The 25,823-nt window shown below is 51.8% G+C and carries 26 protein-coding genes and 1 pseudogene; 16 read left to right on the top strand and 11 right to left on the bottom strand.

Annotated features, from left to right (window positions below):
* The first annotated feature begins 142 nt into the window (after positions 1–142).
* Positions 143–1,960: a maltodextrin glucosidase gene (gene malZ, locus C7B16_RS04110; protein ID WP_000979379.1), complete on the top strand. Its 1,818-nt coding sequence runs from the start codon at positions 143–145 to the stop codon at positions 1,958–1,960.
* Positions 1,961–1,964: 4 nt separating this feature from the next.
* Here the strand turns inward: malZ and acpH are convergent, their stop codons facing one another.
* Complete coding sequence (gene acpH / locus C7B16_RS04105) at positions 1,965–2,546, bottom strand: ACP phosphodiesterase (RefSeq protein ID WP_001009874.1); 582 nt, start codon at positions 2,544–2,546, stop codon at positions 1,965–1,967.
* Between the two features lie 295 nt (positions 2,547–2,841).
* Between acpH and queA the strand changes: the two genes are divergently transcribed.
* The 7 genes and pseudogenes from queA (at position 2,842) to yajD (ending at position 9,086) form a co-directional block, all read left to right on the top strand.
* A complete protein-coding gene (queA, locus tag C7B16_RS04100) occupies positions 2,842–3,912 on the top strand; it encodes a tRNA preQ1(34) S-adenosylmethionine ribosyltransferase-isomerase QueA (protein WP_001266487.1) in 1,071 nt (356 codons plus the stop codon).
* Positions 3,913–3,966: 54 nt separating this feature from the next.
* A complete protein-coding gene (tgt, locus tag C7B16_RS04095) occupies positions 3,967–5,094 on the top strand; it encodes a tRNA guanosine(34) transglycosylase Tgt (RefSeq protein WP_000667317.1) in 1,128 nt (375 codons plus the stop codon).
* A 22-nt stretch (positions 5,095–5,116) separates the two neighbouring features.
* Entirely contained in the window at positions 5,117–5,449 is a 333-nt protein-coding gene (yajC, locus tag C7B16_RS04090) for a preprotein translocase subunit YajC (RefSeq protein ID WP_000007629.1), read from the top strand.
* Between the two features lie 27 nt (positions 5,450–5,476).
* Positions 5,477–7,324: a protein translocase subunit SecD gene (gene secD / locus C7B16_RS04085; RefSeq protein ID WP_107179387.1), complete on the top strand. Its 1,848-nt coding sequence runs from the start codon at positions 5,477–5,479 to the stop codon at positions 7,322–7,324.
* Between the two features lie 10 nt (positions 7,325–7,334).
* Positions 7,335–8,306 carry a protein translocase subunit SecF gene (gene secF / locus C7B16_RS04080; protein WP_000046634.1) on the top strand — a complete coding sequence of 324 codons (972 nt, stop codon included), beginning with the start codon at positions 7,335–7,337 and terminating at the stop codon, positions 8,304–8,306.
* A gap of 192 nt (positions 8,307–8,498) precedes the next feature.
* A pseudogene (locus C7B16_RS04075) lies at positions 8,499–8,651 on the top strand (type II toxin-antitoxin system RelE/ParE family toxin); the annotation flags it as partial.
* An 87-nt stretch (positions 8,652–8,738) separates the two neighbouring features.
* Positions 8,739–9,086: an HNH nuclease YajD gene (gene yajD, locus C7B16_RS04070; RefSeq protein ID WP_001515882.1), complete on the top strand. Its 348-nt coding sequence runs from the start codon at positions 8,739–8,741 to the stop codon at positions 9,084–9,086.
* A 38-nt stretch (positions 9,087–9,124) separates the two neighbouring features.
* Here yajD and tsx read toward each other — a convergent pair whose 3' ends face one another.
* Positions 9,125–10,009 (bottom strand): nucleoside-specific channel-forming protein Tsx, encoded by an 885-nt coding sequence (tsx, locus tag C7B16_RS04065; RefSeq protein WP_001515883.1) that lies wholly within the window; start codon positions 10,007–10,009, stop codon positions 9,125–9,127.
* Positions 10,010–10,306: 297 nt separating this feature from the next.
* Positions 10,307–10,846 carry a DUF3251 domain-containing protein gene (locus C7B16_RS04060; protein WP_107179386.1) on the bottom strand — a complete coding sequence of 180 codons (540 nt, stop codon included), beginning with the start codon at positions 10,844–10,846 and terminating at the stop codon, positions 10,307–10,309.
* 149 nt (positions 10,847–10,995) lie between these two features.
* On the opposite strand from C7B16_RS04060, the gene nrdR reads away from it, so the two are divergent.
* From nrdR to pgpA, 6 genes are all read left to right on the top strand, one after another.
* On the top strand, positions 10,996–11,445 hold the full coding sequence (gene nrdR, locus C7B16_RS04055; protein WP_000543535.1) for a transcriptional regulator NrdR: 450 nt from the start codon (positions 10,996–10,998) through the stop codon (positions 11,443–11,445).
* A 3-nt stretch (positions 11,446–11,448) separates the two neighbouring features.
* On the top strand, positions 11,449–12,552 hold the full coding sequence (ribD, locus tag C7B16_RS04050; RefSeq protein WP_001150410.1) for a bifunctional diaminohydroxyphosphoribosylaminopyrimidine deaminase/5-amino-6-(5-phosphoribosylamino)uracil reductase RibD: 1,104 nt from the start codon (positions 11,449–11,451) through the stop codon (positions 12,550–12,552).
* Between the two features lie 88 nt (positions 12,553–12,640).
* Positions 12,641–13,111 (top strand): 6,7-dimethyl-8-ribityllumazine synthase, encoded by a 471-nt coding sequence (gene ribE / locus C7B16_RS04045; RefSeq protein WP_001021161.1) that lies wholly within the window; start codon positions 12,641–12,643, stop codon positions 13,109–13,111.
* A gap of 19 nt (positions 13,112–13,130) precedes the next feature.
* Positions 13,131–13,550, top strand: coding sequence for a transcription antitermination factor NusB (gene nusB / locus C7B16_RS04040; protein ID WP_000801121.1), 420 nt, complete (start codon positions 13,131–13,133; stop codon positions 13,548–13,550).
* Positions 13,551–13,627: 77 nt separating this feature from the next.
* The gene (gene thiL / locus C7B16_RS04035; protein ID WP_001515885.1) at positions 13,628–14,605 is read left to right on the top strand and encodes a thiamine-phosphate kinase; all 978 of its coding nucleotides are present in this window, start codon (positions 13,628–13,630) and stop codon (positions 14,603–14,605) included.
* Positions 14,583–15,098, top strand: coding sequence for a phosphatidylglycerophosphatase A (pgpA, locus tag C7B16_RS04030; RefSeq protein ID WP_001515886.1), 516 nt, complete (start codon positions 14,583–14,585; stop codon positions 15,096–15,098). The genes thiL and pgpA overlap by 23 nt, the downstream gene beginning before the upstream one ends.
* An 87-nt stretch (positions 15,099–15,185) precedes the next feature.
* On the opposite strand, the gene yajO is transcribed toward pgpA, so the two are convergent.
* From yajO to xseB, 4 genes are all read right to left on the bottom strand, one after another.
* Positions 15,186–16,160 carry a 1-deoxyxylulose-5-phosphate synthase YajO gene (gene yajO, locus C7B16_RS04025; RefSeq protein ID WP_107179385.1) on the bottom strand — a complete coding sequence of 325 codons (975 nt, stop codon included), beginning with the start codon at positions 16,158–16,160 and terminating at the stop codon, positions 15,186–15,188.
* 256 nt (positions 16,161–16,416) lie between these two features.
* On the bottom strand, positions 16,417–18,279 hold the full coding sequence (dxs, locus tag C7B16_RS04020; RefSeq protein ID WP_107179384.1) for a 1-deoxy-D-xylulose-5-phosphate synthase: 1,863 nt from the start codon (positions 18,277–18,279) through the stop codon (positions 16,417–16,419).
* Between the two features lie 24 nt (positions 18,280–18,303).
* Positions 18,304–19,203 (bottom strand): (2E,6E)-farnesyl diphosphate synthase, encoded by a 900-nt coding sequence (ispA, locus tag C7B16_RS04015; RefSeq protein WP_000347244.1) that lies wholly within the window; start codon positions 19,201–19,203, stop codon positions 18,304–18,306.
* Positions 19,203–19,445, bottom strand: coding sequence for an exodeoxyribonuclease VII small subunit (gene xseB, locus C7B16_RS04010; protein ID WP_001124936.1), 243 nt, complete (start codon positions 19,443–19,445; stop codon positions 19,203–19,205). Before xseB ends, ispA begins: the two co-directional genes overlap by 1 nt.
* A gap of 205 nt (positions 19,446–19,650) precedes the next feature.
* Here xseB and thiI point away from each other — a divergent pair, with 205 nt between their 5' ends.
* Positions 19,651–21,099, top strand: a complete 1,449-nt coding sequence (gene thiI / locus C7B16_RS04005; RefSeq protein WP_107179383.1) for a tRNA uracil 4-sulfurtransferase ThiI — start codon at positions 19,651–19,653, stop codon at positions 21,097–21,099.
* A 52-nt stretch (positions 21,100–21,151) separates the two neighbouring features.
* Here the strand turns inward: thiI and yajL are convergent, their stop codons facing one another.
* Positions 21,152–21,742, bottom strand: a complete 591-nt coding sequence (yajL, locus tag C7B16_RS04000; RefSeq protein WP_001276331.1) for a protein deglycase YajL — start codon at positions 21,740–21,742, stop codon at positions 21,152–21,154.
* Positions 21,705–22,616, bottom strand: a complete 912-nt coding sequence (gene panE, locus C7B16_RS03995) for a 2-dehydropantoate 2-reductase (RefSeq protein WP_000705856.1) — start codon at positions 22,614–22,616, stop codon at positions 21,705–21,707. The genes yajL and panE overlap by 38 nt, the downstream gene beginning before the upstream one ends.
* A gap of 167 nt (positions 22,617–22,783) precedes the next feature.
* On the opposite strand from panE, the gene yajQ reads away from it, so the two are divergent.
* On the top strand, positions 22,784–23,275 hold the full coding sequence (gene yajQ, locus C7B16_RS03990) for a nucleotide binding protein YajQ (protein ID WP_001138904.1): 492 nt from the start codon (positions 22,784–22,786) through the stop codon (positions 23,273–23,275).
* Between the two features lie 138 nt (positions 23,276–23,413).
* On the opposite strand, the gene C7B16_RS03985 is transcribed toward yajQ, so the two are convergent.
* Positions 23,414–24,778, bottom strand: a complete 1,365-nt coding sequence (locus C7B16_RS03985; protein WP_016248417.1) for an MFS transporter — start codon at positions 24,776–24,778, stop codon at positions 23,414–23,416.
* Positions 24,779–24,927: 149 nt separating this feature from the next.
* Positions 24,928–25,818 carry a heme o synthase gene (gene cyoE, locus C7B16_RS03980; protein WP_000971348.1) on the bottom strand — a complete coding sequence of 297 codons (891 nt, stop codon included), beginning with the start codon at positions 25,816–25,818 and terminating at the stop codon, positions 24,928–24,930.
* Positions 25,819–25,823 lie beyond the last annotated feature (5 nt).

The following is a 25,823-nucleotide window of genomic DNA, read 5'->3' as shown; positions in this document are numbered from 1 at the left end:
TCAGCCGGATCAGGACACATCCTGATCCGGCTATTCCGAAAGTTATCCGCCCCCGTCCTCCTCCCCCCAAATATCCTTCAGATGATGATTGATCCTGAATCAGGCTGTGGCAAGGTGATCATATTTTAATCACAGGGGAATTATGATGTTGAATGCATGGCACCTGCCGGTGTCCCCGTTTGTTAAGCAAAGCAAAGATCAACTGCTTATTACACTGTGGTTGACAGGCGAAGAGCCGCCACAGCGCATTATGCTGCGCATGGAAAACGATAACGAAGAAACATCAGTGCCGATGCATAAACAGCGCAGTCAGCCGCATCCAGGCGTAACAGCATGGCGGGCTGCGCTCTCTCTCTCCACCGGGCAGCCACGGCGGCGCTACAGTTTCAAATTGCTGTGGCACGATCGCCAGCGATGGTTTACGCCGCAAGGTTTTAGCCAAATACCGCCAGCACGGTTGGAGCAGTTTGCCGTCGATGTGCCGGATATCGGGCCACAATGGGCAGCGGATCAAATCTTTTATCAGATCTTCCCGGATCGTTTTGCCCGAAGTCAGTCACGTGAAGCAACGCAGGATCATGTCTATTATCATCACGCAGCCGGACGGGAGATCATACTGCGTGGCTGGGACGAACCCGTCACGGCACAAGCGGGCGGATCAACGTTCTATGGCGGTGATCTGGACGGGATAAGCGAAAAACTGCCGTACCTGAAAAAACTCGGCGTGACAGCGCTGTATCTCAATCCGGTATTCAAAGCTCCCAGCGTGCATAAGTACGATACCGAAGATTATCGCCACGTCGATCCGCAGTTTGGCGGCGACGGGGCGTTGCTGCGTTTGAGGCACAATACGCAGCAACAGGGAATGCGGCTGGTACTGGACGGTGTGTTTAACCACAGTGGTGACTCTCATGCCTGGTTTGACCGGCACAATCGTGGAACGGGCGGCGCTTGTCACAACCCCGAATCGCCCTGGCGTGACTGGTATTCATTTAGTGATGATGGCACGGCGCTCGACTGGCTGGGCTATGCCAGTTTGCCGAAACTGGACTATCAGTCGGAAAGTCTGGTGAATGAAATTTATCGCGGTGAAGACAGCATTGTCCGTCACTGGCTGAAAGCGCCGTGGAATATGGACGGCTGGCGGTTGGATGTGATGCATATGCTGGGAGAAGCGGGTGGTGCGCGCAATAATTTGCTGCATGTCGCCGGGATCACCAGGGCTGCGAAAGAAACCCAGCCGGAAGCGTACATTGTGGGTGAATATTTTGGTGATGCGCGGCAGTGGTTGCAGGCAGATGTGGAAGATGCCGCCATGAACTACCGTGGCTTTACATTCCCGTTGTGGGGATTTCTGGCCAACACCGATATCTCTTACGATCCCCAGCAGATTGACGCCCAAACCTGTATGACCTGGATGGATAATTATCGCGCCGGGCTTTCTCATCAACAGCAATTGCGTATGTTTAATCAGCTCGACAGCCACGATACTGCGCGATTTAAAACGCTGCTCGGACGAGACGTCGCGCGTCTGCCGTTGGCCGTTGTCTGGTTGTTTACCTGGCCAGGCGTGCCTTGTATTTATTACGGTGATGAAGTGGGGTTGGATGGTAACAATGATCCGTTTTGCCGTAAGCCATTTCCGTGGCAGGTGGAAAAACAAGATGCGGAGCTATTCTCGTTGTACCAGCGAATGATTGCGCTGCGTAAGAAGAGCCTGGCACTGCGTCGCGGTGGCTGTCAGGTGCTGTACGCGGAAGATAATGTGGTGGTGTTTGTGCGCTTGCTAAATCAGCAGCGTGTGCTGGTGGCGATTAACCGTGGCGAAGCGTGTGAAGTGGTGCTGCCCGCGTCACCGTTGCTCAATGTTACAGCGTGGCAACGCAAAGAAGGGCACGGGCAACTGGCGGACGGGATTCTGACATTGCCAGCGATATCGGCCACTGTGTGGATGAATTAACGCCTTACAACGCTTTGCGTGAAGCCTGCGCCATCATCCGCGGATAAAACTGCCAGAAGCGGCTTTCGAGCGCGTCGTAATGGGTGTCTAAATCGTACCAGGAGTCACGCAGGGCATCCAGGCGTGGGCGACGGCTTGCCATGCCGTTTAACACACTCTGGATGAAATCCATATCGCGATAACGTACCAGCCACTGCTCTGACCATAAGTAATTGTTCAAATTGATAAAGCGTGGTGGTGAATCCGGCAGAATAGTGATTACTTGCTCGCGGGCATAACAGACAAATTCCTCTAACGGAAAATCGGGCGATAGCTGCGACCAGTGGCGGGAAAGAAAGTGATCCCACATGACATCCAGCGTGATAGGCGCAACCCGGCGGGTTTCACGACGAAACCACTCACGTGCTTCGCGGACTTCCGGCAGATTGTCGGTCAAAACGTCGATACGCCGATGCATATGAATGCCAGCCACGACGTCGGGTGGAAAACTTTCTTCAGGGTTTCCACGAACAAAATCAGCCAGTAAGTTGCCAGAAAGTGAGCTTTCAGCGAGATGGGCTAAATGCAGGTGAGCTAAAAAATTCATATACACTTCATCCTTCAAACTGCCTCTTCGTTGGCTGCTAGTTACTCGGCTCATCCATGAGCCTCGCCCTTACGGGCCACCGTTACACGGTGTTCAAATCTGTTACGGACAGATTTGTCACTCACCCCAGTCACTTACTTAATGTAAGCTCCTGGGGACTCATTCAGTTGCCATCTCGATGCATCTTGAATGATTTTGTGTATAGATTATGTCATCCATCAAGGAGGGTAAAGGTTGCAGGGAGGACGCCCCGGCACTAGACTACCCGCCTCTTATTTTAGTCTGAGTCAGTGTCATGCGCGTTACCGATTTCTCTTTTGAATTGCCCGAATCCCTGATTGCCCACTATCCCATGCCTGAACGCAGTAGCTGTCGTTTACTGTCGCTGGACGGGCCGACGGGCGCGCTGACGCACGGTACTTTCACCGATTTACTCGATAAGCTCAACCCTGGCGATCTTCTGGTTTTTAATAATACCCGGGTGATCCCGGCGCGCCTGTTTGGTCGTAAAGCCAGCGGCGGCAAGATTGAAGTGCTGGTTGAGCGGATGCTCGATGACAAACGTATTCTCGCGCATATTCGTGCCTCAAAAGCACCAAAGCCGGGCGCTGAACTGCTGCTGGGTGATGACGAAAGCATTAAAGCAACGATGACTGCCCGCCACGGCGCGCTGTTTGAAGTCGAATTTAATGATCAACGTTCGGTGCTGGATATTCTCAACAGCATCGGTCATATGCCGCTGCCGCCGTACATCGACCGTCCGGATGAAGATGCAGACCGTGAACTTTATCAGACGGTATATAGCGAAAAACCGGGCGCAGTTGCGGCCCCGACCGCCGGACTGCATTTCGACGAACCGCTGTTGGAAAAATTACGCGCTAAAGGCGTTGAGATGGCGTTCGTGACTCTGCACGTTGGCGCGGGCACCTTCCAGCCGGTACGCGTCGACACGATTGAAGATCACATCATGCACTCGGAGTACGCCGAAGTGCCGCAGGATGTGGTAGACGCGGTGCTGGCAGCGAAAGCGCGCGGAAATCGGGTAATTGCGGTTGGCACCACCTCTGTGCGCTCGCTGGAAAGCGCGGCCCAGGCGGCGAAAAACGCTCTCATCGAACCGTTCTTTGACGATACCCAAATCTTTATCTATCCGGGCTTTCAGTACAAAGTGGTCGATGCGCTGGTGACTAACTTCCATTTGCCGGAGTCGACGCTGATTATGCTGGTTTCGGCATTTGCCGGTTATCAACACACCATGAACGCCTATAAAGCGGCGGTTGAAGAGAAATATCGCTTTTTTAGTTACGGTGATGCGATGTTTATCACGTACAATCCGCAGGCAATTAATGAGCGCGTCGGGGAGTAATTCCGCGGCGCTGGTTTAAACGTTGGACTGTTTTTCTGACGTAGTGGAGAAAAAATGAAATTTGAACTGGACACCACCGACGGTCGCGCACGCCGTGGCCGCCTGGTCTTTGATCGCGGCGTAGTGGAAACGCCTTGTTTTATGCCCGTGGGCACTTACGGCACCGTAAAAGGGATGACGCCGGAAGAAGTTGAAGCCACTGGCGCACAAATTATCCTCGGCAATACTTTCCACCTGTGGCTGCGCCCGGGCCAGGAAATCATGAAACTGCATGGCGATCTGCACGATTTTATGCAGTGGAAAGGCCCAATCCTCACCGATTCCGGTGGTTTCCAGGTCTTCAGCCTTGGCGATATCCGTAAAATCACCGAACAGGGCGTGCACTTCCGTAACCCTATCAACGGCGACCCGATTTTCCTCGATCCTGAAAAATCGATGGAGATTCAGTACGATCTTGGTTCAGATATTGTCATGATTTTTGACGAGTGTACGCCGTATCCCGCTGACTGGGATTACGCAAAACGTTCCATGGAGATGTCTCTGCGTTGGGCGAAGCGTAGCCGTGAGCGTTTTGACAGTCTCGGAAACAAAAATGCGCTGTTTGGCATCATTCAGGGCAGCGTTTACGAAGATTTACGTGATATCTCTGTTAAAGGTCTGGTAGATATCGGTTTTGATGGCTACGCTGTCGGCGGTCTGGCTGTGGGTGAGCCGAAAGCAGATATGCACCGTATTCTGGAGCATGTGTGCCCGCAAATTCCGGCAGACAAACCGCGTTACCTGATGGGCGTTGGTAAACCGGAAGACCTGGTTGAAGGCGTGCGCCGCGGTATCGATATGTTTGACTGCGTAATGCCAACACGTAATGCGCGTAACGGTCATCTGTTCGTGACCGATGGCGTGGTGAAAATTCGCAACGCGAAGTATAAGAGCGACACCGGGCCGCTCGATCCTGAGTGTGATTGCTACACCTGTCGCAATTATTCACGTGCCTACTTGCATCATCTCGACCGTTGCAACGAAATATTAGGCGCGCGACTCAACACCATTCATAACCTTCGTTACTACCAGCGTTTGATGGCGGGTTTACGCAAGGCTATTGAAGAGGGTAAATTAGAGAGCTTCGTAGCTGATTTTTACCAGCGTCAGGGGCGAGAAGTACCACCTTTGAACGTTGATTAATATTAATAATGAGGGAAATTTAATGAGCTTTTTTATTTCTGATGCGGTAGCGGCAACGGGTGCTCCGGCACAAGGTAGCCCGATGTCTTTGATTTTGATGCTGGTGGTATTCGGTCTGATTTTCTATTTCATGATCCTGCGCCCACAGCAGAAGCGCACCAAAGAACACAAAAAGCTGATGGACTCCATCGCCAAAGGTGATGAAGTGCTGACGAACGGTGGCCTGGTAGGTCGCGTAACCAAAGTAGCGGAAAACGGCTACATTGCTATCGCACTGAATGACACCACTGAAGTAGTTATTAAACGTGACTTCGTAGCCGCCGTTCTGCCGAAAGGCACCATGAAGGCGCTGTAATTAAAATTTTTCCCTAAGGGAATTGCCGTGTTAAACCGTTATCCTTTGTGGAAGTACGTCATGCTGATCGTGGTGATTGCCATCGGTCTGCTCTACGCGCTTCCCAACCTGTTTGGTGAGGATCCGGCTGTTCAGATCACTGGCGCGCGCGGAGTCGCCGCCAGTGAGCAAACGCTGATCCAGGTCCAGAAAACGTTACAAGAAGAAAAAATAACTGCTAAGTCTGTGGCACTGGAAGAGGGCGCTATTCTTGCGCGCTTCGACTCCACTGACACCCAACTGCGCGCTCGTGAAGCATTAATGGGCGTTATGGGTGACAAATACGTCGTGGCGCTTAACCTTGCCCCGGCAACGCCGCGCTGGCTGGCAGCTATTCACGCTGAGCCGATGAAGCTCGGTCTTGACCTGCGTGGTGGCGTTCACTTCCTGATGGAAGTGGATATGGACACTGCGCTGGGCAAACTCCAGGAACAAAATATCGACAGCCTGCGCAGCGACTTGCGCGAAAAAGGCATCCCGTATACCACTGTTCGTAAAGAAAATAATTACGGTCTGAGCATCACCTTCCGTGACTCTAATGCGCGTGATGAAGCCATTGCGTATCTGAGCAAACGCCATCCCGATCTGGTCATTAGCAGCCAGGGTAGCAACCAACTGCGTGCGGTGATGAGCGATGCGCGTCTCAGTGAAGCGCGTGAATATGCGGTGCAGCAGAATATCAACATCCTGCGTAACCGTGTAAACCAGCTTGGTGTCGCTGAGCCTGTGGTACAACGCCAGGGTGCAGATCGTATCGTTGTTGAATTGCCTGGTATTCAGGACACTGCGCGTGCGAAAGAGATTCTGGGGGCGACTGCAACGCTGGAATTCCGTCTGGTAAACACCAACGTTGACCAGGCTGCTGCCGCATCTGGCCGCGTACCGGGTGACTCTGAAGTGAAACAGACCCGCGAAGGTCAGCCGGTTGTGCTGTACAAACGCGTGATCCTGACCGGTGACCATATCACCGACTCCACTTCCAGCCAGGACGAATACAACCAGCCGCAGGTTAACATCTCGCTCGACAGCGCTGGTGGCAACATCATGTCTAACTTCACCAAGGACAACATCGGTAAACCGATGGCAACCCTGTTCGTGGAGTACAAAGACAGCGGTAAGAAAGATGCTAACGGTCGTGCGGTTCTGGTGAAACAGGAAGAGGTGATTAACATCGCGAATATCCAGTCTCGTCTGGGTAACAGCTTCCGTATCACCGGTATCAACAACCCGAACGAAGCGCGTCAGTTGTCGCTGCTGCTGCGTGCCGGTGCGTTGATTGCGCCGATTCAGATTGTTGAAGAACGTACCATTGGCCCGACTCTGGGTATGCAGAACATTGAGCAGGGGCTGGAAGCGTGTCTCGCCGGTCTGCTGGTTTCTATTCTGTTCATGATCCTCTTCTATAAGAAGTTTGGTCTGATTGCGACCAGTGCACTGATTGCCAACCTGATCTTGATCGTCGGCATTATGTCGCTGTTGCCAGGTGCAACGCTGAGTATGCCGGGTATTGCGGGTATCGTCTTAACCCTTGCGGTGGCGGTCGATGCGAACGTACTGATCAACGAACGTATTAAAGAAGAGTTGAGCAACGGACGTACCGTTCAGCAGGCGATTGACGAAGGTTATCGTGGCGCGTTCAGTTCTATCTTCGATGCGAACATCACCACGCTGATTAAAGTCATCATCCTGTATGCGGTTGGTACTGGGGCAATTAAAGGGTTCGCGATTACTACCGGTATCGGTGTGGCGACGTCGATGTTTACCGCGATTGTCGGTACGCGTGCCATCGTAAACCTGCTATATGGCGGCAAGCGCGTCAAGAAGCTGTCAATCTGAGGAGTGCGATGTGGCACAGGAATATACTGTTGAACAACTAAACCACGGTCGTAAAGTCTATGACTTTATGCGCTGGGACTACTGGGCCTTCGGCATCTCTGGTCTGCTGTTAATTGCTGCTATCGTCATTATGGGCGTGCGTGGCTTTAACTGGGGGCTGGATTTTACCGGTGGTACGGTTATCGAAATTACGCTCGAAAAACCGGCTGAAATTGACGTAATGCGTGATGCATTGCAGAAAGCGGGCTTTGAAGAGCCGATGCTGCAAAACTTCGGTAGCAGCCACGACATCATGGTCCGTATGCCGCCTGCTGAAGGCGAAATAGGCGGTCAGGTGCTGGGTAGTCAGGTTCTGAAAGTTATTAACGAATCTACCAACCAGAACGCGGCGGTGAAGCGTATTGAGTTCGTCGGCCCGAGCGTGGGGGCAGACCTTGCGCAAACCGGTGCGATGGCGTTGATGGCGGCGCTGCTGTCTATCCTTGTCTACGTGGGTTTCCGCTTTGAGTGGCGACTGGCGGCAGGGGTGGTTATCGCGCTGGCACACGACGTTATCATTACGCTGGGTATTTTGTCGTTATTCCATATCGAGATTGACCTGACCATTGTGGCATCGTTGATGTCGGTCATCGGTTACTCACTTAACGACAGTATCGTGGTATCGGACCGTATTCGTGAAAACTTCCGCAAAATCCGTCGCGGTACGCCTTACGAAATCTTTAACGTGTCCTTGACCCAGACGCTGCACCGTACTTTGATCACATCCGGTACTACTTTGATGGTTATCCTGATGCTGTATCTCTTCGGTGGCCCGGTGCTGGAAGGCTTCTCGCTGACCATGCTAATTGGTGTTTCCATCGGTACGGCATCTTCTATCTATGTAGCATCGGCACTGGCTCTGAAACTGGGCATGAAGCGTGAGCACATGCTGCAGCAGAAAGTGGAAAAAGAAGGGGCGGATCAACCGTCAATTCTGCCGTAAGGGTGTTTTAAAGCCGTTCAGTTAAAAAAAACCGTGGCGTTTTTGCGCTGCGGTTTTTTTTGGTTATTGCATATTGAACTGAATACAGCTTTGGTTGTAGAGATAGTTCTGACATATACTTTGTATTAATAGTTAATATGTGGAGATCGCTTATGCGCAAAATTACCTTAGTAAGCGTTGGCGAATAACTAGAAAATGCCCGGGATAGGGCAAGACTATGATGCGGTTCCAGAGGTAAAGAATATCGCATTTAGGTTTCATACTGTTTATTACGTTATAAGAGTAGATGACATTCTCATTGCGCGTATTCTTCATCAGCAGATGGAACCTCGCCGTCACTGGTAATGTGAGAATTTATTTACTCAGGATTGCGAAAATCCCTACATCTTGGGAAACTGCGCGTAACCCTACATTTCTTCCAGGTAATTTATTATGGCTGTCATCCCCAAAAACTATGCGCGGTTAGAAAGCGGTTATCGTGAAAAGGCGCTGAAACTCTATCCGTGGGTGTGTGGACGTTGTTCCCGCGAGTTTGTCTATTCCAACCTGCGTGAGCTAACTGTGCACCATATTGATCACGACCATACCAACAACCCGGAAGATGGTAGTAACTGGGAATTACTGTGTCTTTATTGCCACGATCATGAACATTCGAAATATACCGAGGCAGATCAGTATGGTACGACCGTTATTGCAGGGGAAGATGCGCAGAAAGATGTTGGCGAAGCGAAATACAATCCGTTCGCTGATTTAAAAGCGATGATGAACAAGAAGAAGTGATAAAAAAATGCCGGATACAAGATCCGGCATTTTCATAATCAGAAGTTGTAACCTACTACCAGGTAACCACCCCAACCGGTAGAGCGAACGTTGAAGTTGCCGTTACCGAAGTTCAGTTCTGCATCGTCGTTCCACTGACCACCGTCATGCCAGTAACGCGCGACGACAGAGTAGTGCCAGTGATCATAGTTCAGCGCCAGAATATGGCTGGAAGCGATAGAGTTATTGCTACGCGTTTTAATACCGTTGATTGCGTTACCGCTGTCATCACCCAGATCGGAACCCCAGTCGAAGTTGGTGAAACCGATGTAGCTCAACTGGCCGCCCCACAGATCGGTAATCGGTACAAAGTATTTCACTTTAAAACGGTAGCCGTCCCACTCGTTTTCGTTCGCTGCGCCGTAGTTCTGCCACTGGTATTTCGCATACACGTTCAGGGACAGGCTCATCGGCAGGCCAGTATCGATGTCCGTACCCAGACCCATATACCAGGTGCTCTGGCGACCATCTTTGTTACGGCCCATGTCGTAGATGTAGTTGTTCGCGAAGTACCACTCTTTGAACGGACCGAAGCTGAGATCGGTATTAGTCAGTTTGTCGATGGAGAAACGCGGTTCGATTTCCATAAACAGCGGAGAACCGTGGTTCCAGATACCTTTTGCATCGGAGTTACCGCCGAAGAATACCGGCGCATCCGCGTAACCATAGAAGTCGAACCAGTCTTTTTTAGCGAATGCTTCGTACTCCAGGTAGGTATCGTTGCGGATCTGCGGTCCGAAACGGGTGTGATAGCTTCCGACAACGTTAACGCTCTGGTGCCACCAGTCGGAAAGGTACTGCGGTTTGTCGTTTTCAGCTGCGTTGACAGTAAAAGACGAAGAGAGCGCCAGTACCGCACCGGCTGCCAGTAATGTTTTTTTCATATGTATGCCACTGTTTGAAAATCCCTTACGGGAGTGAAAAAGGCGCAAATTGCGTTTCTAAATATTTCGTATACAGAGGAGCCTATTATAAAAATCATTGCTCACAAAAATATGTTTCGTTTCACAGTTCTATCATTTACGTAATCGATTGCTTTCACGTTTACACACATTCGGGCGGGGATTGTACTGACTTTCACCTTTGTTGCAAACTTTTACTATCAATCCGGGTGATGTAAGCGGAATAACAAAATGATGGGGAAAGATGTTGCGGGACACACAAAATGCCCCGCGAAACGTTTACTGCATAACAGGTTGAATGTCGTGGATGCGTATAAAGCCTAACTGATCCACTGAAATGCCATTTAACTGTAACGGAATATCAACATCACTGAGCGCGAGGACACTGGCAGGGGCGTTAATCAATTGATTCTGCACATTGATCTCCTGAAAGTTGTCGATTGTTCCCTGAATTTTCCCATATTCAACGGTTCCGCTGAACGCGGGTAAGGGATCATTGGATTCGCCCTGAATACGCAGCGTCAGCGTAGTGCCATCTGCATTTGGCGTAATATTCACCAGCGACATACGTAAGGTGCCGATCTGGCTTTCCAGACGCGCTGGTGTCTTTGCTCCCGGCAGAAGGTAAACCCCACTGCTGGATTGTGCATTCAGCCTGTTTTGCTGAGTGATTTTGACGGTCTCTTTATTGAGTTGTGTCATCTCTTGATTCAGCGTGCTGACGCTTTGTTTCATCTGTCGTACTTCGCTTTGCTGTACACAGGCGCTTAAGCTGAACAGGCTTCCCAGCAAGAGCAGTCGAAAAACGTGAGTGTTCATGGTTGTCCCTTTCTCGTCGCAATTAGCCTAATGGTAGAGGGAAAAAGCAGCGAAAACATCGATCCTTTGTCTCAAAAGCGTTGCGCCTTTGTTGTATCGTCAGTTCAGGGTAAAATAGATTTCTGTTAACCACCTGGTCAGGATGCCGTATGCATTGCCCATTCTGTTTCGCCGTGGACACTAAGGTTATTGACTCTCGTCTCGTGGGCGAGGGTTCATCCGTACGCCGCCGTCGGCAGTGTCTGGTGTGTAATGAACGTTTCACCACGTTTGAAGTGGCGGAACTGGTTATGCCACGCGTTGTTAAAAGTAACGACGTGCGCGAACCGTTTAATGAAGAAAAATTGCGTAGCGGAATGCTGCGGGCGCTGGAAAAACGTCCGGTAAGTTCCGATGATGTCGAAATGGCGATTAACCATATAAAGTCACAGCTCCGCGCCACCGGTGAGCGCGAGGTGCCGAGCAAGATGATTGGCAATCTGGTGATGGAGCAATTGAAAAAACTCGATAAAGTCGCCTATATCCGTTTTGCCTCTGTCTATCGCAGTTTCGAAGATATCAAAGAATTTGGCGAAGAGATCGCGCGCCTGGAGGACTAAACCGTGCAGGATGAGTATTACATGGCGCGGGCGCTAAAGCTGGCGCAACGAGGACGTTTCACCACGCATCCCAATCCGAATGTCGGATGCGTCATTGTCAAAGATGGCGAAATTGTCGGTGAAGGTTATCATCACCGTGCGGGTGAACCACATGCCGAGGTACACGCGTTGCGCATGGCGGGTGAAAAAGCCAAAGGCGCAACTGCGTATGTGACACTCGAACCTTGTAGCCATCATGGTCGTACACCACCGTGCTGTGATGCGCTAATTGCTGCTGGCGTGGCGCGTGTGGTTGCCGCAATGCAGGATCCTAACCCGCAGGTCGCAGGGCGTGGACTTTATCGTCTGCAACAAGCAGGGATTGACGTCAGCCACGGCCTGATGATGAGCGAAGCCGAGCCGTTGAATAAAGGCTTTCTTAAGCGGATGCGCACTGGCTTTCCTTATATCCAACTGAAACTTGGCGCGTCGCTTGATGGCCGCACGGCGATGGCCAACGGCGAAAGCCAGTGGATCACTTCTCCCCAGGCGCGTCGCGATGTTCAGCGTTTGCGTGCGCAAAGTCATGCTATTTTAACCAGCAGCGCCACGGTGCTGGCGGACGATCCGGCTTTAACGGTGCGTTGGTCTGAACTGGATGAACAAACTCAGGCGCTTTATCCGCAACAAAATCTACGCCAGCCGGTACGCATTGTGATTGATAGCCAAAATCGCGTAACGCCGGAACATCGCATTGTGCAGCAGCCGGGTGAAACCTGGTTCGCGCGCACTCAGGATGATTCTCGTGAATGGCCGGAAACGGTGCGCACCTTGCTGATTCCAGAACATAAAGGTCATCTGGATCTGGTTGTGCTGATGATGCAACTGGGTAAACAGCAAATTAACAGCATCTGGGTGGAAGCGGGGCCAACGCTCGCTGGAGCACTGCTACAGGCGGGTTTAGTCGATGAACTGATTGTCTATATCGCACCTAAACTATTAGGCAGCGACGCCCGCGGATTATGTACGCTGCCGGGGCTTGAGAAATTAGCCGACGCGCCCCAATTTAAATTCAAAGAGATACGTCATGTAGGCCCGGATGTTTGCCTGCATTTAGTGGGCGCATGATCTCCCGGCTCGAAAGGGAAGCAGCGCACGAAATATTATGCTAAAATCCGCCCCCCTGCGGGGCCATACTCGAACCCGAAGGAAAAAAATGAACATTATTGAAGCTAACGTTGCTACCCCGGACGCTCGCGTCGCCATCACCATTGCGCGTTTCAACAACTTTATCAATGACAGCCTGCTGGAAGGTGCGATTGACGCACTGAAACGTATCGGTCAGGTAAAAGATGAAAACATTACCGTTGTTTGGGTGCCTGGTGCCTATGAGCTGCCGCTGGCGGCAGGCGCACTGGCAAAAACCGGTAAATACGACGCGGTGATTGCGTTGGGAACCGTTATTCGTGGTGGCACTGCCCACTTTGAATATGTCGCTGGCGGTGCAAGCAACGGCCTGGCGCATGTTGCCCAGGACAGCGAAATTCCGGTTGCTTTTGGTGTGTTGACCACCGAAAGCATTGAACAAGCGATCGAACGTGCTGGCACCAAAGCTGGTAACAAAGGTGCAGAAGCTGCACTGACCGCGCTTGAAATGATTAATGTATTGAAAGCCATCAAGGCCTGAAATTAGTAAGGGGAAATCCGTGAAACCTGCTGCTCGTCGCCGCGCTCGTGAGTGTGCCGTCCAGGCGCTCTACTCCTGGCAGTTGTCCCAGAACGACATCGCTGATGTTGAATACCAGTTCCTGGCTGAACAGGATGTAAAAGACGTTGACATCCTGTACTTCCGTGAGCTGCTGGCCGGGGTGGCGACTAACACCGCATACCTCGACGGACTGATGAAGCCATATCTGTCTCGCCTGCTGGAAGAGCTGGGCCAGGTAGAAAAAGCGGTACTGCGCATTGCACTGTACGAGCTGTCTAAACGTAGCGATGTGCCGTACAAAGTGGCTATTAACGAAGCGATCGAGCTGGCGAAATCGTTCGGCGCAGAAGACAGCCATAAGTTCGTCAACGGTGTACTCGATAAAGCAGCACCTGTGATTCGCCCTAACAAAAAGTGATATCCAGGCCGGTAGAGTAACGGAAAACAGTTCCGCACTCGCCGGCCTTTTCTTTTTTACCTGCTGAGGCGTAACGTATGGCATGTGGCGAGTTCTCCCTGATTGCCCGTTATTTTGACCGAGTAAGAAGCTCTCGTCTTGATGTCGAACTTGGCATCGGTGACGATTGTGCACTTCTCAATATCCCCGAGAAACAGACCCTGGCAATCAGCACTGATACGCTGGTGGCGGGTAACCATTTCCTCCCTGACATCGATCCTGCTGATCTGGCGTATAAAGCACTGGCGGTAAACTTAAGCGATCTGGCGGCGATGGGTGCCGATCCAGCCTGGCTGACGCTGGCATTGACTTTACCGAACGTGGACGAAGCGTGGCTTGAATCCTTCAGCGACAGTCTTTTCGAGCTCCTCAATTATTACGATATGCAGCTCATTGGCGGCGATACCACGCGTGGACCGCTATCAATGACGTTGGGTATCCACGGCTTTGTCCCGATGGGACGAGCTTTAACGCGCTCAGGTGCGAAACCGGGTGACTGGATCTATGTGACCGGTACGCCGGGCGATAGCGCCGCCGGGCTGGCGATTTTGCAAAACCGTTTGCAGGTTGCAGATGCTAAAGATGCGGAGTATTTAATAAAACGTCATCTCCGCCCATCGCCGCGTATTTTACAGGGGCAGGCACTGCGCGATCTGGCGAGTTCAGCCATCGATCTCTCTGACGGTCTGATCTCCGATCTCGGGCATATCGTGAAAGCCAGCGACTGCGGCGCACGAATTGATCTGACATTGTTGCCATTCTCTGACGCACTTTCACGTCATGTTGAACCGGAACAGGCGCTGCGTTGGGCGCTCTCTGGTGGCGAAGATTATGAGTTGTGCTTTACTGTGCCGGAGCTTAACCGTGGCGCGCTGGATGTTGCTCTGGGGCACCTGGGCGTACCGTTTACTTGTATCGGGCAAATGACCGCCGATATCGAAGGGCTTTGTTTTGTGCGTGACGGCGAACCTGTCACGGTTGACTGGAAAGGATATGACCATTTTGCCACGCCATAAAGATGTCGCGAAAAGTCGCCTGAAGATGAGTAACCCGTGGCACTTGTTGGCTACAGGGTTTGGGAGTGGGTTAAGCCCGATTGTTCCAGGTACGATGGGCTCGCTGGCGGCGATCCCCTTCTGGTATCTGATGACTTTTTTGCCCTGGCAACTCTACTCACTGGTGGTAATGCTGGGGATCTGCATCGGCGTCTATCTTTGCCACCAGACGGCGAAAGATATGGGTGTGCACGATCACGGCAGTATCGTCTGGGATGAGTTTATCGGCATGTGGATCACCCTGATGGCGCTGCCGACCAATGACTGGCAGTGGGTCGCTGCCGGGTTTGTCATTTTCCGGATTCTGGATATGTGGAAACCGTGGCCGATCCGCTGGTTTGATCGCAATGTGCATGGTGGCATGGGGATCATGATCGACGATATTGTCGCCGGAGTGATTTCCGCTGGAATACTCTATTTTATCGGCCATCACTGGCCGATGGGTATTCTGTAGCAGGCCGGGTAAGGCGTTCACGCTGCATCCGGCGGTTGTGCGCGATGTCTGATATGACGCTTGCCGCGTCTTATCAGACCTGCATACCTATTTAAATCCCACTATCGGATGCGGTTTATATGGCGTTTCCAGCTCGGCAATTTGTTCCGGCTTCAACGTGATATCCACCGCATTCAGTAACTCATCTAGCTGTTCTTCCCGCGAAGTTCCGATAATCGGTGCGGCAATGCCGGGTTTGCTCAATAGCCATGCCAGTGCAACTTGTGCCCGCGTAACGCCCAGTTCTTCACTTACACCGGCTAAACGGGCAGCTATTTGCGCGTCATTCTCATCGCTTTCTTTATAGAGATTTTTTCCCACTTCGTCAGAAACCAGTCGTGCAGTGGTTTCACCCCACGGACGCGTCAGACGGCCCCGTGCCAGCGGGCTCCACGGAATAACCGCCACGCCTTCCTGATAACACAGCGGCAGCATCTCGCGCTCTTCTTCACGATAAATCAGATTATAGTGATCCTGCATACTGACAAACTGCGCCCAGCCGTGCTGTTTTTGCAGTTCCAACGCCTGAGCAAACTGGGAGGCGTACATTGATGACGCGCCGATATAACGCGCTTTTCCGGCTTTTACGACGTCGTTCAGGGCTTCAAGCGTCTCTTCAATCGGCGTGTTGTAATCCCAGCGATGAATTTGCAGGATATCGACATAATCCATGCCGAGACGACGCAGGCTGTCGTCAATAGAGCGCAAAATTTGCGTGCGGGATAATCCTTCTGGTAAGTCACCGACACGATGGAAAACTTTTGTCGCGACGACCACGTCATCGCGACGGGCGAAATCCCGCAATGCGCGACCGACGATCTCTTCGCTGCTGCCATAGGAATAGCTATTCGCGGTATCAAAAAAGTTAATGCCGCCCTCAAGGGCGCGTTTGATTATTGGGCGACTGCTTTCTTCCGGCAGCGTCCATGCGTGATTACCGCGATCTGGCTCGCCAAAGGTCATACAGCCGAGGCAAAGTCGGGAAACGCGAAGGTCGGTTTTCCCTAAGAGGTTGTATTGCATGCTGCCACTCCCGTTATACTCGTCATACTTCAAGTTGCATGTGCTGCGGCTGCAAGTTATTCGGCCCATCCATGGCCTCACCCTTAACAGGGCCGCTGCAAACAGCGTTCAAATCCGCTCCATGCGGATTTGTCGTTCACCCCAGTCACTTACTTATGTAAGCTCCTGGGGCTTCACTCGTTTGCCGCCTTCCTGCAACTCGAATTATTTAGAGTCTATGAACAATCTTTTAAGCATAGCAGGAGTGGAGTAGGGATTATGCCAGCCAGGCTTTGATTTTGGCTTCCATTCCGGCGGCATCGAGGCCGAGTTCGGCGCGCATTTCTTCCTGCGTTCCTTGTGGAATAAAGAAGTCCGGTAGGCCAATATTCAGCACTGGCACCGGTTTACGATGTGCCATCAATACTTCGTTCACGCCGCTGCCTGCGCCGCCCATAATGGCGTTCTCTTCAACGGTGACCAGCGCCTCATGGCTGGCGGCCATTTCCAGAATTAACGCTTCATCAAGCGGCTTCACAAAACGCATATCGACCAGCGTAGCATTTAGCGATTCAGCGACTTTCACCGCTTCCTGCATCAAAGTACCAAAGTTGAGGATCGCCAGTTTTTCACCGCGACGCTTCACGATACCTTTACCAATCGGCATTTTTTCCAGCGGCGTCAGTTCCACGCCAACTGCATTGCCGCGCGGGTAACGCACCGCTGACGGGCCATCGTTGTAGTGGTAACCGGTGTAAAGCATTTGGCGACATTCGTTTTCATCGCTTGGGGTCATAATGACCATTTCCGGGATGCAGCGCAGGAAGGAGAGATCAAAAGCCCCCTGGTGGGTTTGACCATCAGCACCAACAATGCCCGCGCGGTCGATGGCGAACAGAACCGGTAGCTTTTGAATTGCGACGTCATGCAGCACCTGATCGTAGGCGCGTTGCAGGAAGGTGGAGTAAATAGCCACGATCGGTTTGTACCCGCCAATCGCCAGACCAGCGGCAAAAGTCACCGCGTGTTGCTCAGCGATTGCCACGTCAAAGTAGCGATCCGGGAATTTCCGTGAAAATTCGACCATGCCGGAACCTTCACGCATCGCCGGCGTAATCGCCATCAGCTTGTTGTCTTTCGCTGCCGTTTCGCACAACCAGTCGCCAAAGATTTTTGAATAGCTCGGCAGACCGCCGCTGCTTTTGGGCAGGCAACCGCTGGACGGGTCAAATTTAGGCACGGCGTGGAAAGTGATTGGGTCTTTTTCTGCTGGTTCATAACCACGACCTTTTTTGGTCATGATATGCAGGAACTGCGGGCCTTTCAGGTCGCGCATATTTTTTAGCGTGGTGATAAGCCCCAGCACGTCGTGACCGTCAACCGGGCCGATGTAGTTAAAGCCCAGCTCTTCAAACAGCGTGCCAGGCACTACCATGCCTTTAATATGTTCTTCAGTGCGTTTGAGCAGTTCTTTAATTGGCGGCACGCCAGAGAAGACTTTTTTACCGCCTTCGCGCAGTGATGAGTAAAGTTTACCGGAAAGTAGCTGTGCCAGATGGTTGTTGAGCGCGCCGACATTTTCGGAAATCGACATTTCGTTGTCGTTGAGGATCACCAGCATATCAGGACGAATATCGCCCGCATGGTTCATCGCTTCAAATGCCATGCCTGCGGTAATCGCGCCATCGCCAATTACGCAGACGGTGCGGCGATCCTTACCTTCTTTCTCGGCAGCCACCGCAATACCGATTCCGGCACTGATGGAGGTTGATGAATGCCCGACGCTTAACACGTCATATTCGCTTTCGCCGCGCCACGGGAACGGGTGTAGGCCGCCTTTCTGGCGGATAGTACCGATTTTGTCGCGGCGTCCGGTTAAAATTTTATGCGGATAAGCCTGATGCCCCACATCCCAGATTAACTGGTCAAATGGAGTGTTATAGACATAGTGCAGCGCCACGGTCAGTTCGACCGTGCCCAGCCCAGAGGCGAAGTGTCCGCTGGAACGGCTCACGCTGTCGAGTAAATAACGGCGCAGTTCGTCGCAGAGTTTCGGTAAACTCTCTTTTGGTAGCAGTCGCAACTCCTGGGTGGAGTCGACCAGTGCCAGGGTCGGGTATTTGGCAATATCAAAACTCATCAGAGGCCTATTAATACTTATTGTTTATTTATTACGCTGGATAATGTAGTCCGCTAGCGCTTCCAGTGCCGAGGTATCGAGCGACTGTTCAGCCAGTTGTTTCAGCGACTGGCGAGCATCGTCGATAAGATCTCTGGCTTTCTTCCGGGCTTGCTCAAGTCCCAGAAGTGCAGGGTAAGTACTTTTGCCAAGCTGCTGGTCGGCACCCTGACGTTTACCCAACGTTGCAGTATCTCCCACCACATCCAGGATGTCATCCTGAACCTGGAAGGCAAGACCGATGCTCTCTGCATACTTGTCGAGTATTGGCAGGGCATGACGTCCTTTATCTCCGGCGCTTAACGCACCAAGACGAACGGCGGCACGAATTAACGCACCTGTTTTATGACGATGAATACGTTCAAGTGCGTCCAGAGGTACGTGTTTGCCTTCCGCGTCTAAATCTAACGCCTGGCCGCCACACATTCCGGCAATACCGCTGGCATTTGCCAGTTCTGAAATCATCGCGATTCTGTCACGGTCTGAAACTTCTGGCATATCCGCATCGCTTAAAATCGAGAATGCTAACGTTTGTAAAGCATCCCCGGCGAGGATGGCGTTCGCTTCGCCAAACTTCACATGACAGGTGGGTAAACCACGACGTAAATCGTCATCATCCATTGCCGGTAGATCATCATGAATTAATGAGTAAGCGTGGATACACTCTACGGCTGCTGCTGGTGCGTCCAAAGTATTCAGACTTACGCCGAGCATTTGACCAGTAGCATAAACCAGGAAAGGTCGCAGGCGCTTACCACCTAATAATGCGCCATACTGCATGGTTTCTACCACGGGAGTGTTCTGAAAGGGCAGTGGGGCGATAAAACGGCTCAGCGCCTGGTTGGCCTGCTTAACGCAGGCTTCGAGTTGCTGCGGAAAGTCCATTACTCATTGTCCGGTGTAAAAGGTGTTGGAGAGGCGTCTTCGTTGTCAGACAGCAGGATCTGTACGCGCTGTTCGGCTTGTTGTAATTTGGCCTGCCCCTGACGTGCAAGCTGCACGCCACGTTCGAACTCATTCAGTGCCTCTTCCAGCGGCAGGTCGCCACTTTCCAGACGGGTCACAATCTGTTCCAGCTCGCTTAGCGCCTTTTCAAAGCTGGCGGGCGCCTCATTTTTCTTCGGCATAATGAATGTCTGACTCTCAATATTTTACGCCCCGTCATGGTAACGGACTCAGGGCAAATAGCAAATAACGCGCAATGGTAAGGTGATATGCGCAGCAAAGCGATGTTAGTGGTATACTTCCGCGCCTGGATGCAGCCGCAGGTGTGGGCTGCTGTATTTTTCCCCAAACAAGTCGCTTAAGACTTGCCAAAGAACCATTGCCGCCATGAAGTTTATCATTAAATTGTTCCCGGAAATCACCATCAAGAGCCAATCTGTGCGCTTGCGCTTTATAAAAATCCTTACCGGGAATATTCGTAACGTTTTAAAGCACTATGATGAGACGCTCGCAGTTGTCCGTCACTGGGATAACATCGAAGTTCGCGCGAAAGATGAAAACCAGCGTCTGGCAATTCGCGACGCTTTGACCCGCATTCCGGGTATCCACCATATTCTCGAAGTCGAAGACGTGCCGTTTACCGACATGCACGATATTTTCGAGAAAGCGTTGGTTCAGTACCGTGACCAACTGGAAGGTAAGACCTTCTGTGTACGCGTGAAGCGTCGCGGTAAGCACGATTTTAGCTCGATTGATGTGGAACGTTACGTCGGCGGTGGCTTGAATCAACATATTGAATCCGCTCGCGTGAAGCTGACTAACCCGGATGTGACTGTCCATCTGGAAGTGGAAGACGATCGTCTGCTGCTGATCAAAGGCCGCTACGAAGGTATTGGTGGTTTCCCGATAGGCACCCAGGAAGATGTGCTGTCGCTGATCTCTGGTGGTTTCGACTCTGGCGTTTCCAGTTATATGCTGATGCGCCGCGGTTGCCGTGTGCATTACTGCTTCTTTAACCTCGGCGGCGCGGCACACGAAATTGGTGTTCGTCAGGTGGCACATTATCTGTGGAATCGCTTTGGCAGCTCTCACCGCGTGCGTTTTGTCGCCATTAACTTCGAACCGGTAGTCGGTGAAATTCTTGAGAAAATCGACGACGGTCAGATGGGCGTCATTCTCAAACGTATGATGGTGCGAGCCGCATCTAAAGTGGCTGAGCGTTACGGCGTACAGGCGCTGGTGACCGGCGAGGCGTTGGGCCAGGTGTCCAGTCAGACGCTGACCAACCTGCGTCTGATTGATAACGTTTCTGACACGCTAATCCTGCGTCCGCTGATCTCTTACGACAAAGAGCACATCATTAACCTTGCTCGTCAGATTGGCACTGAAGACTTTGCCCGCACGATGCCGGAATATTGCGGCGTGATCTCCAAAAACCCGACGGTGAAAGCGGTTAAGTCGAAGATTGAAGCGGAAGAAGAGAAGTTCGACTTCAGCATTCTCGACAAAGTGGTTGAGGAAGCGAATAACGTTGATATTCGCGAAATCGCCCAGCAGACCGAGCAGGAAGTGGTGGAAGTGGAAACCGTCAATGGCTTCGGCCCGAATGACGTGATCCTCGATATTCGCTCTATCGATGAACAGGAAGATAAACCGCTGAAAGTCGAAGGGATCGATGTAGTGTCCCTGCCGTTCTACAAATTGAGCACTAAATTTGGCGATCTCGACCAGAGCAAAACCTGGCTGTTGTGGTGTGAGCGCGGGGTGATGAGCCGCTTGCAGGCGCTCTATCTGCGCGAGCAGGGCTTTAAGAATGTGAAAGTGTATCGCCCGTAATTATGGGTATTTACGTCGCATCTGGCCAGATGCGACGCTTACCGCATCGACATTACTCGTAATAATTATAAATCCCTGCCGCCATCACCAGTTGTGATGCGACTTCATGGGCTTTCTCGCGCCCAACCAGCAGGTCGATAATTTTCAGACCAAAATCAATAGCCGTGCCTGGCCCCTGGCTGGTCAGCAATTTTACGCGTGCGTCCCAGACGACGCGCTTGTCTTGCCATTGTTCTGCGGGAATTTTATCTTTCAGCGTCGGGAAGCCGGTCATATTGCCAATCGGGAAGATGTCGTGCGGCACCAACACCGTGGCTGGCACAGCACAAATCGCCGCAACGATACGCCCGGAACGGTGGAACTGTTTAACCGTTTCGACCAGTAGGGTGCTGTCACGAAAACACTCTGCACCTTTGATCCCACCAGGCAGTACAATCACGTCATATTCGCCATCGGCCACTTCGACCAGCGGCGCATCCGCCAGCAGTTTCACGCCGCGCGAGCAGGTAATTGCCAGGTTGCCATCGCTGGCGACGCTGGCAGTAGTGACATTAATGCCACCGCGAACCAACAGGTCGATAGTGGTGACCGCTTCAGTCTCTTCACTACCAGGGGCGAGGCAAACCAGTGCCGATGCGCTCATATTCACTCTCCTTTCTTTTTACCATTTCAAACAGGCGGGTGTTTTCCGGTACAGCAATCCCATGCGCGCGGGCACGACGTAGCAGAAAACCGTTGATATAGTCGATTTCTGTATGGCGCAACGCGCGAATATCCTGCAGCATTGACGAGATGTTTTCTGCCGTAGCATCAATCACCTGCATCACATAATCACGCAGATCTTCCGCAGAAGTATGATGCCCTTCGCGTTCAATCACCGCCGCAACTTCTTCGCATATCTGCATAATTTCTTGCGGATGATGACGTAATTCGCCATTCGGGCAATTCCAGATGGCAGTCAGCGGATTAATCACACAGTTAACCGCCAGTTTTCGCCACAGCTCGGCGCGAATATTGTTATGCCAGGCGACGTCAGGTAAAACGGTTTGCAAAATATCTGCCAGATAGCTGTAATCACCATCCTGTTGACGCGCCGGGCCTATATGAGTAATACCGCTTGCCACGTGAATGATGACGTTGCCGTCGCGGCGCGCTGCATGGGTGGTCGTGCCCATCAGTAAAGGTTGCTCAATGTTCTGTAACTCTTCAATGGTGCCCATGCCGTTGTGGATCAGCAAAATTGGCGTGGTTACAGGTAGTGTTGATGCCAGACTTTTGACGGCATCAGACACCTGCCAGGCTTTCAACGTCACCAGTAACAGATCGCTGGTGGCCAGAAAATCTGGATCATTGGCGGTCAGAGATTCGTTAAATATCGAACCGTCTGTTTCAACCAGATTCACGCTACAGTACGGTTGTGGCACCCGCAGCCAGCCCTGAACTTCGTGGCCCTGTTTGCAAAGTGCTGTAAGCCATAATTGCCCTAAGGCACCGCATCCCAATACGGTAATTTTCATTGTTCCTCCTCACCCGCAACCACACCGGGTGTTCAATAAGGCTATCCCTTAATTGTGCATGGTGTTGTGACCATGCACAATTAAGGGATGCGTCCTGGCGCAGGACTGTCTGTTATTTAACTTTGCAGGTATTATGCTTCGCATCAAAAATGAAGGGAGAGAAAAAGATGCCATCTTTCGATATTGTCTCTGAAGTTGATCTTCAGGAAGCGCGTAACGCGGTCGATAACGCGAGTCGCGAAGTAGAGTCTCGTTTTGACTTCCGTAACGTTGAAGCGTCGTTTGAGCTGAACGACGCCAGCAAAACCATTAAAGTGTTGAGCGAGTCCGATTTCCAGGTCAATCAGTTGCTGGACATTCTGCGTGCCAAATTGCTGAAACGCGGCATTGAAGGCAGCTCGCTGGATGTACCGGAAAATATCGTTCATAGCGGTAAGACCTGGTTTGTGGAAGCGAAACTGAAGCAGGGCATTGAGAGCGCGACCCAGAAGAAAATCGTCAAGATGATCAAAGACAGCAAACTGAAAGTGCAGGCGCAAATTCAGGGTGATGAGATCCGCGTAACGGGTAAATCTCGTGACGATTTGCAGGCAGTGATGGCGATGGTGCGTGGTGGCGATCTCGGCCAGCCATTCCAGTTCAAAAATTTCCGCGATTAATCGCGATAACATACGCTTTGTTCATGCCGGCTGCGGCATGAACGCCTTATTCGGCCTACAAAAGTTTGTGAATTCAAAAGATTGCTGCAACTTTGTAGGCCAGATAAGCATAGCGCATCAGGCAATTTCGCCTCGTTTTTATGCCTGACGAATTGCCTGTTCAACCTCAAAGCGATTCGTCACTTTGCTGTCGATTTTCACGTAAGCTGAATGTTCTTCTTCTGCAATCAACACTTCTTTGACGCCTGCAGTTTCCTGTAAACGCACTTTTAACGCCTCGTTTGCGGCAATATCCGCCGGGATTTCAATGCGCAAACTGCTGACATACGGCGGTTCTTTCATGGTACTGGCGACTGCCAGCCACACTGCTGCCAGCATTGCGCCCGCGAGAAATACGCCCTGGCCGTCAAACATGCCGTCAATCCAGCCGCCGAGCGAACCGCCAATCGCCACGCCAAGAAACTGGCTGGTGGAGTAAACGCCCATCGCCGTACCTTTGTAACCTGCTGGCGACTCTTTACTGATAAGCGAGGGCAGGAGGGCTTCCATCAGGTTAAACGCCACAAAGAAAAGCTGCACGCCGACCACCAGTTGCCAGAACTGCGTTTGCGCGTTCCACAGCACGATTTCCGCAACCACGATCAGCCCGACGCAGAAGACAAAGACTTGCTTCATCTTACGCTTAACTTCAGCGTAGATAATGAAAGGCACGACAGAGCCAAAGGCGATTAACATCGTTGCCAGATAGACTTTCCAATGTTCCGCTGCCGGAAAACCCGCGCCAGCAAGTTGCCCAGGAAGAGCGACAAACGTCGACATCAGTAGCATGTGCAGACACATAATGCCAATGTTGAGTTTCAGTAGTCGCGGTTCTGCCAGCACTTTGCTGAAACTGCCTTTCACCATCCCGGACTCACGATTAAGTACGTGCGTGCTGCTGTTGGGTACAACCCAAATGGTCAACGCAATGCCGGTCGTTGCCAGAATAGCGATCATCCAGAACAGCGCATGTAGCCCAAGTTTGTGAGTGATAATTGGGCCAAGCACCATCGCAATGGCGAAGGTAATGCCAAAGCTAACGCCGATAAACGCCATCGCTTTGGTACGGTTTTGTTCGCGGGTGAGATCGGACAGCAACGCCATAACGGCAGCAGCAATTGCACCGGAACCTTGTAACGCCCGGCCCAGAATAATTCCCCAGATGGAGTCAGAGAGCGCGGCGATAACGCTACCGGCGACAAATACGGCTAACCCGCCGACAATTAATGGCTTGCGACCAATGCGGTCAGAAAGCAGGCCAAACGGAATCTGAAAAACGGCCTGAGTCAGACCGTAAATGCCAATCGCAATACCGATCAACGCTTCGCTGGCGCCTTGCAGGGCCATACCATACGTGGTCAGAACCGGCAGAACCATAAACATGCCCAGCATGCGCAATGAAAATACGATCCCTAAACCCCAGGTCGCGCGCCGCTCACCTGGCGTCATTTTATAATCGTTCATTACCACCTCTATTTTAAATTCGCGACTAGTGTAAAGCGGTAAACGAATGGGGTAAACAAGCGGATTTTTTAGTAAATATTTCGTGGGGGATATGTTTCTAATGCTAAGAAAAAAGGTGCCGTAGCACCTTTTTTAACAGGGATGTTGCGTTACCAGACGGCAGCCAGCAGCGTATGTGAGTCCGGCACCATAAAATCAATGGACATCATTACCGAGAGAGCAGTGATGGCGATGATCGAGAAGCCGAACAGTTTACGCGCCCAGACTCTGTCATCAGCGACTTTATAACCGCGCAGGGCCATACCTAACCACCAGACGCTAACTGCCGCGGCGACCACCAGATATTTATACCCTGCGTAACCGCCGAGAGAGAGCATCAGTGTGGCAACGGCAAAGGCGATGATGTACAGCGTGATGTGATTCTTCGCCACGGAAATGCCTTTCACTACCGGCAGTACCGGAATGTTTGCCGCCTGATAATCTTTAAAGCGGAAAATGGCGATGGCATAAGAGTGAGGCATTTGCCACAGGCTGAAGATAGCCAGCAGAATCGCTGCGCCACTATCGAAATCACCGGTCACTGCACAATAGCCAATCACCGGCGGCGCAGCGCCGGAGAGAGAACCAATCAACGTGCCGTAGACCGAGTGGCGTTTCATGTACAGGCTATAAACGCCGACATAAACCACAAAGCCCATTACCCCCAGCCAGCAGGCCAGCGGATTCGCGCCAAACCACAGCAGCATAAAGCCAGCAATACCCAGCACGGTGGCGTACACCAGCGAGACAGCAGGAGAGATCAGGCCTTTAACCAGCACCCGGTTCTTCGTCCTTTCCATCTTTCTGTCGATATCCCTGTCGATGTAGTTGTTAAACACACAACCCGACGCCACAACCAGTGACACCCCAACCAACGTGTAGATAAACAGGGGATAATCAATGCTGCCCTTTGAGGCCAGCAGGAATCCCCCAATCACCGAGATCAGGTTGCCAAAGATGATGCCTGGTTTCGTTACTTGCAGGTATTGCTTAAACATCATAACCG

The organism is Escherichia sp. 20412-1 (assembly GCF_003027595.1).
Taxonomy (GTDB): Bacteria; Pseudomonadota; Gammaproteobacteria; order Enterobacterales; family Enterobacteriaceae; genus Escherichia; species Escherichia marmotae.
The sequence above is the reverse complement of the archived record's forward strand: the minus strand, read 5'-3'. Positions and strand labels throughout refer to the sequence as shown.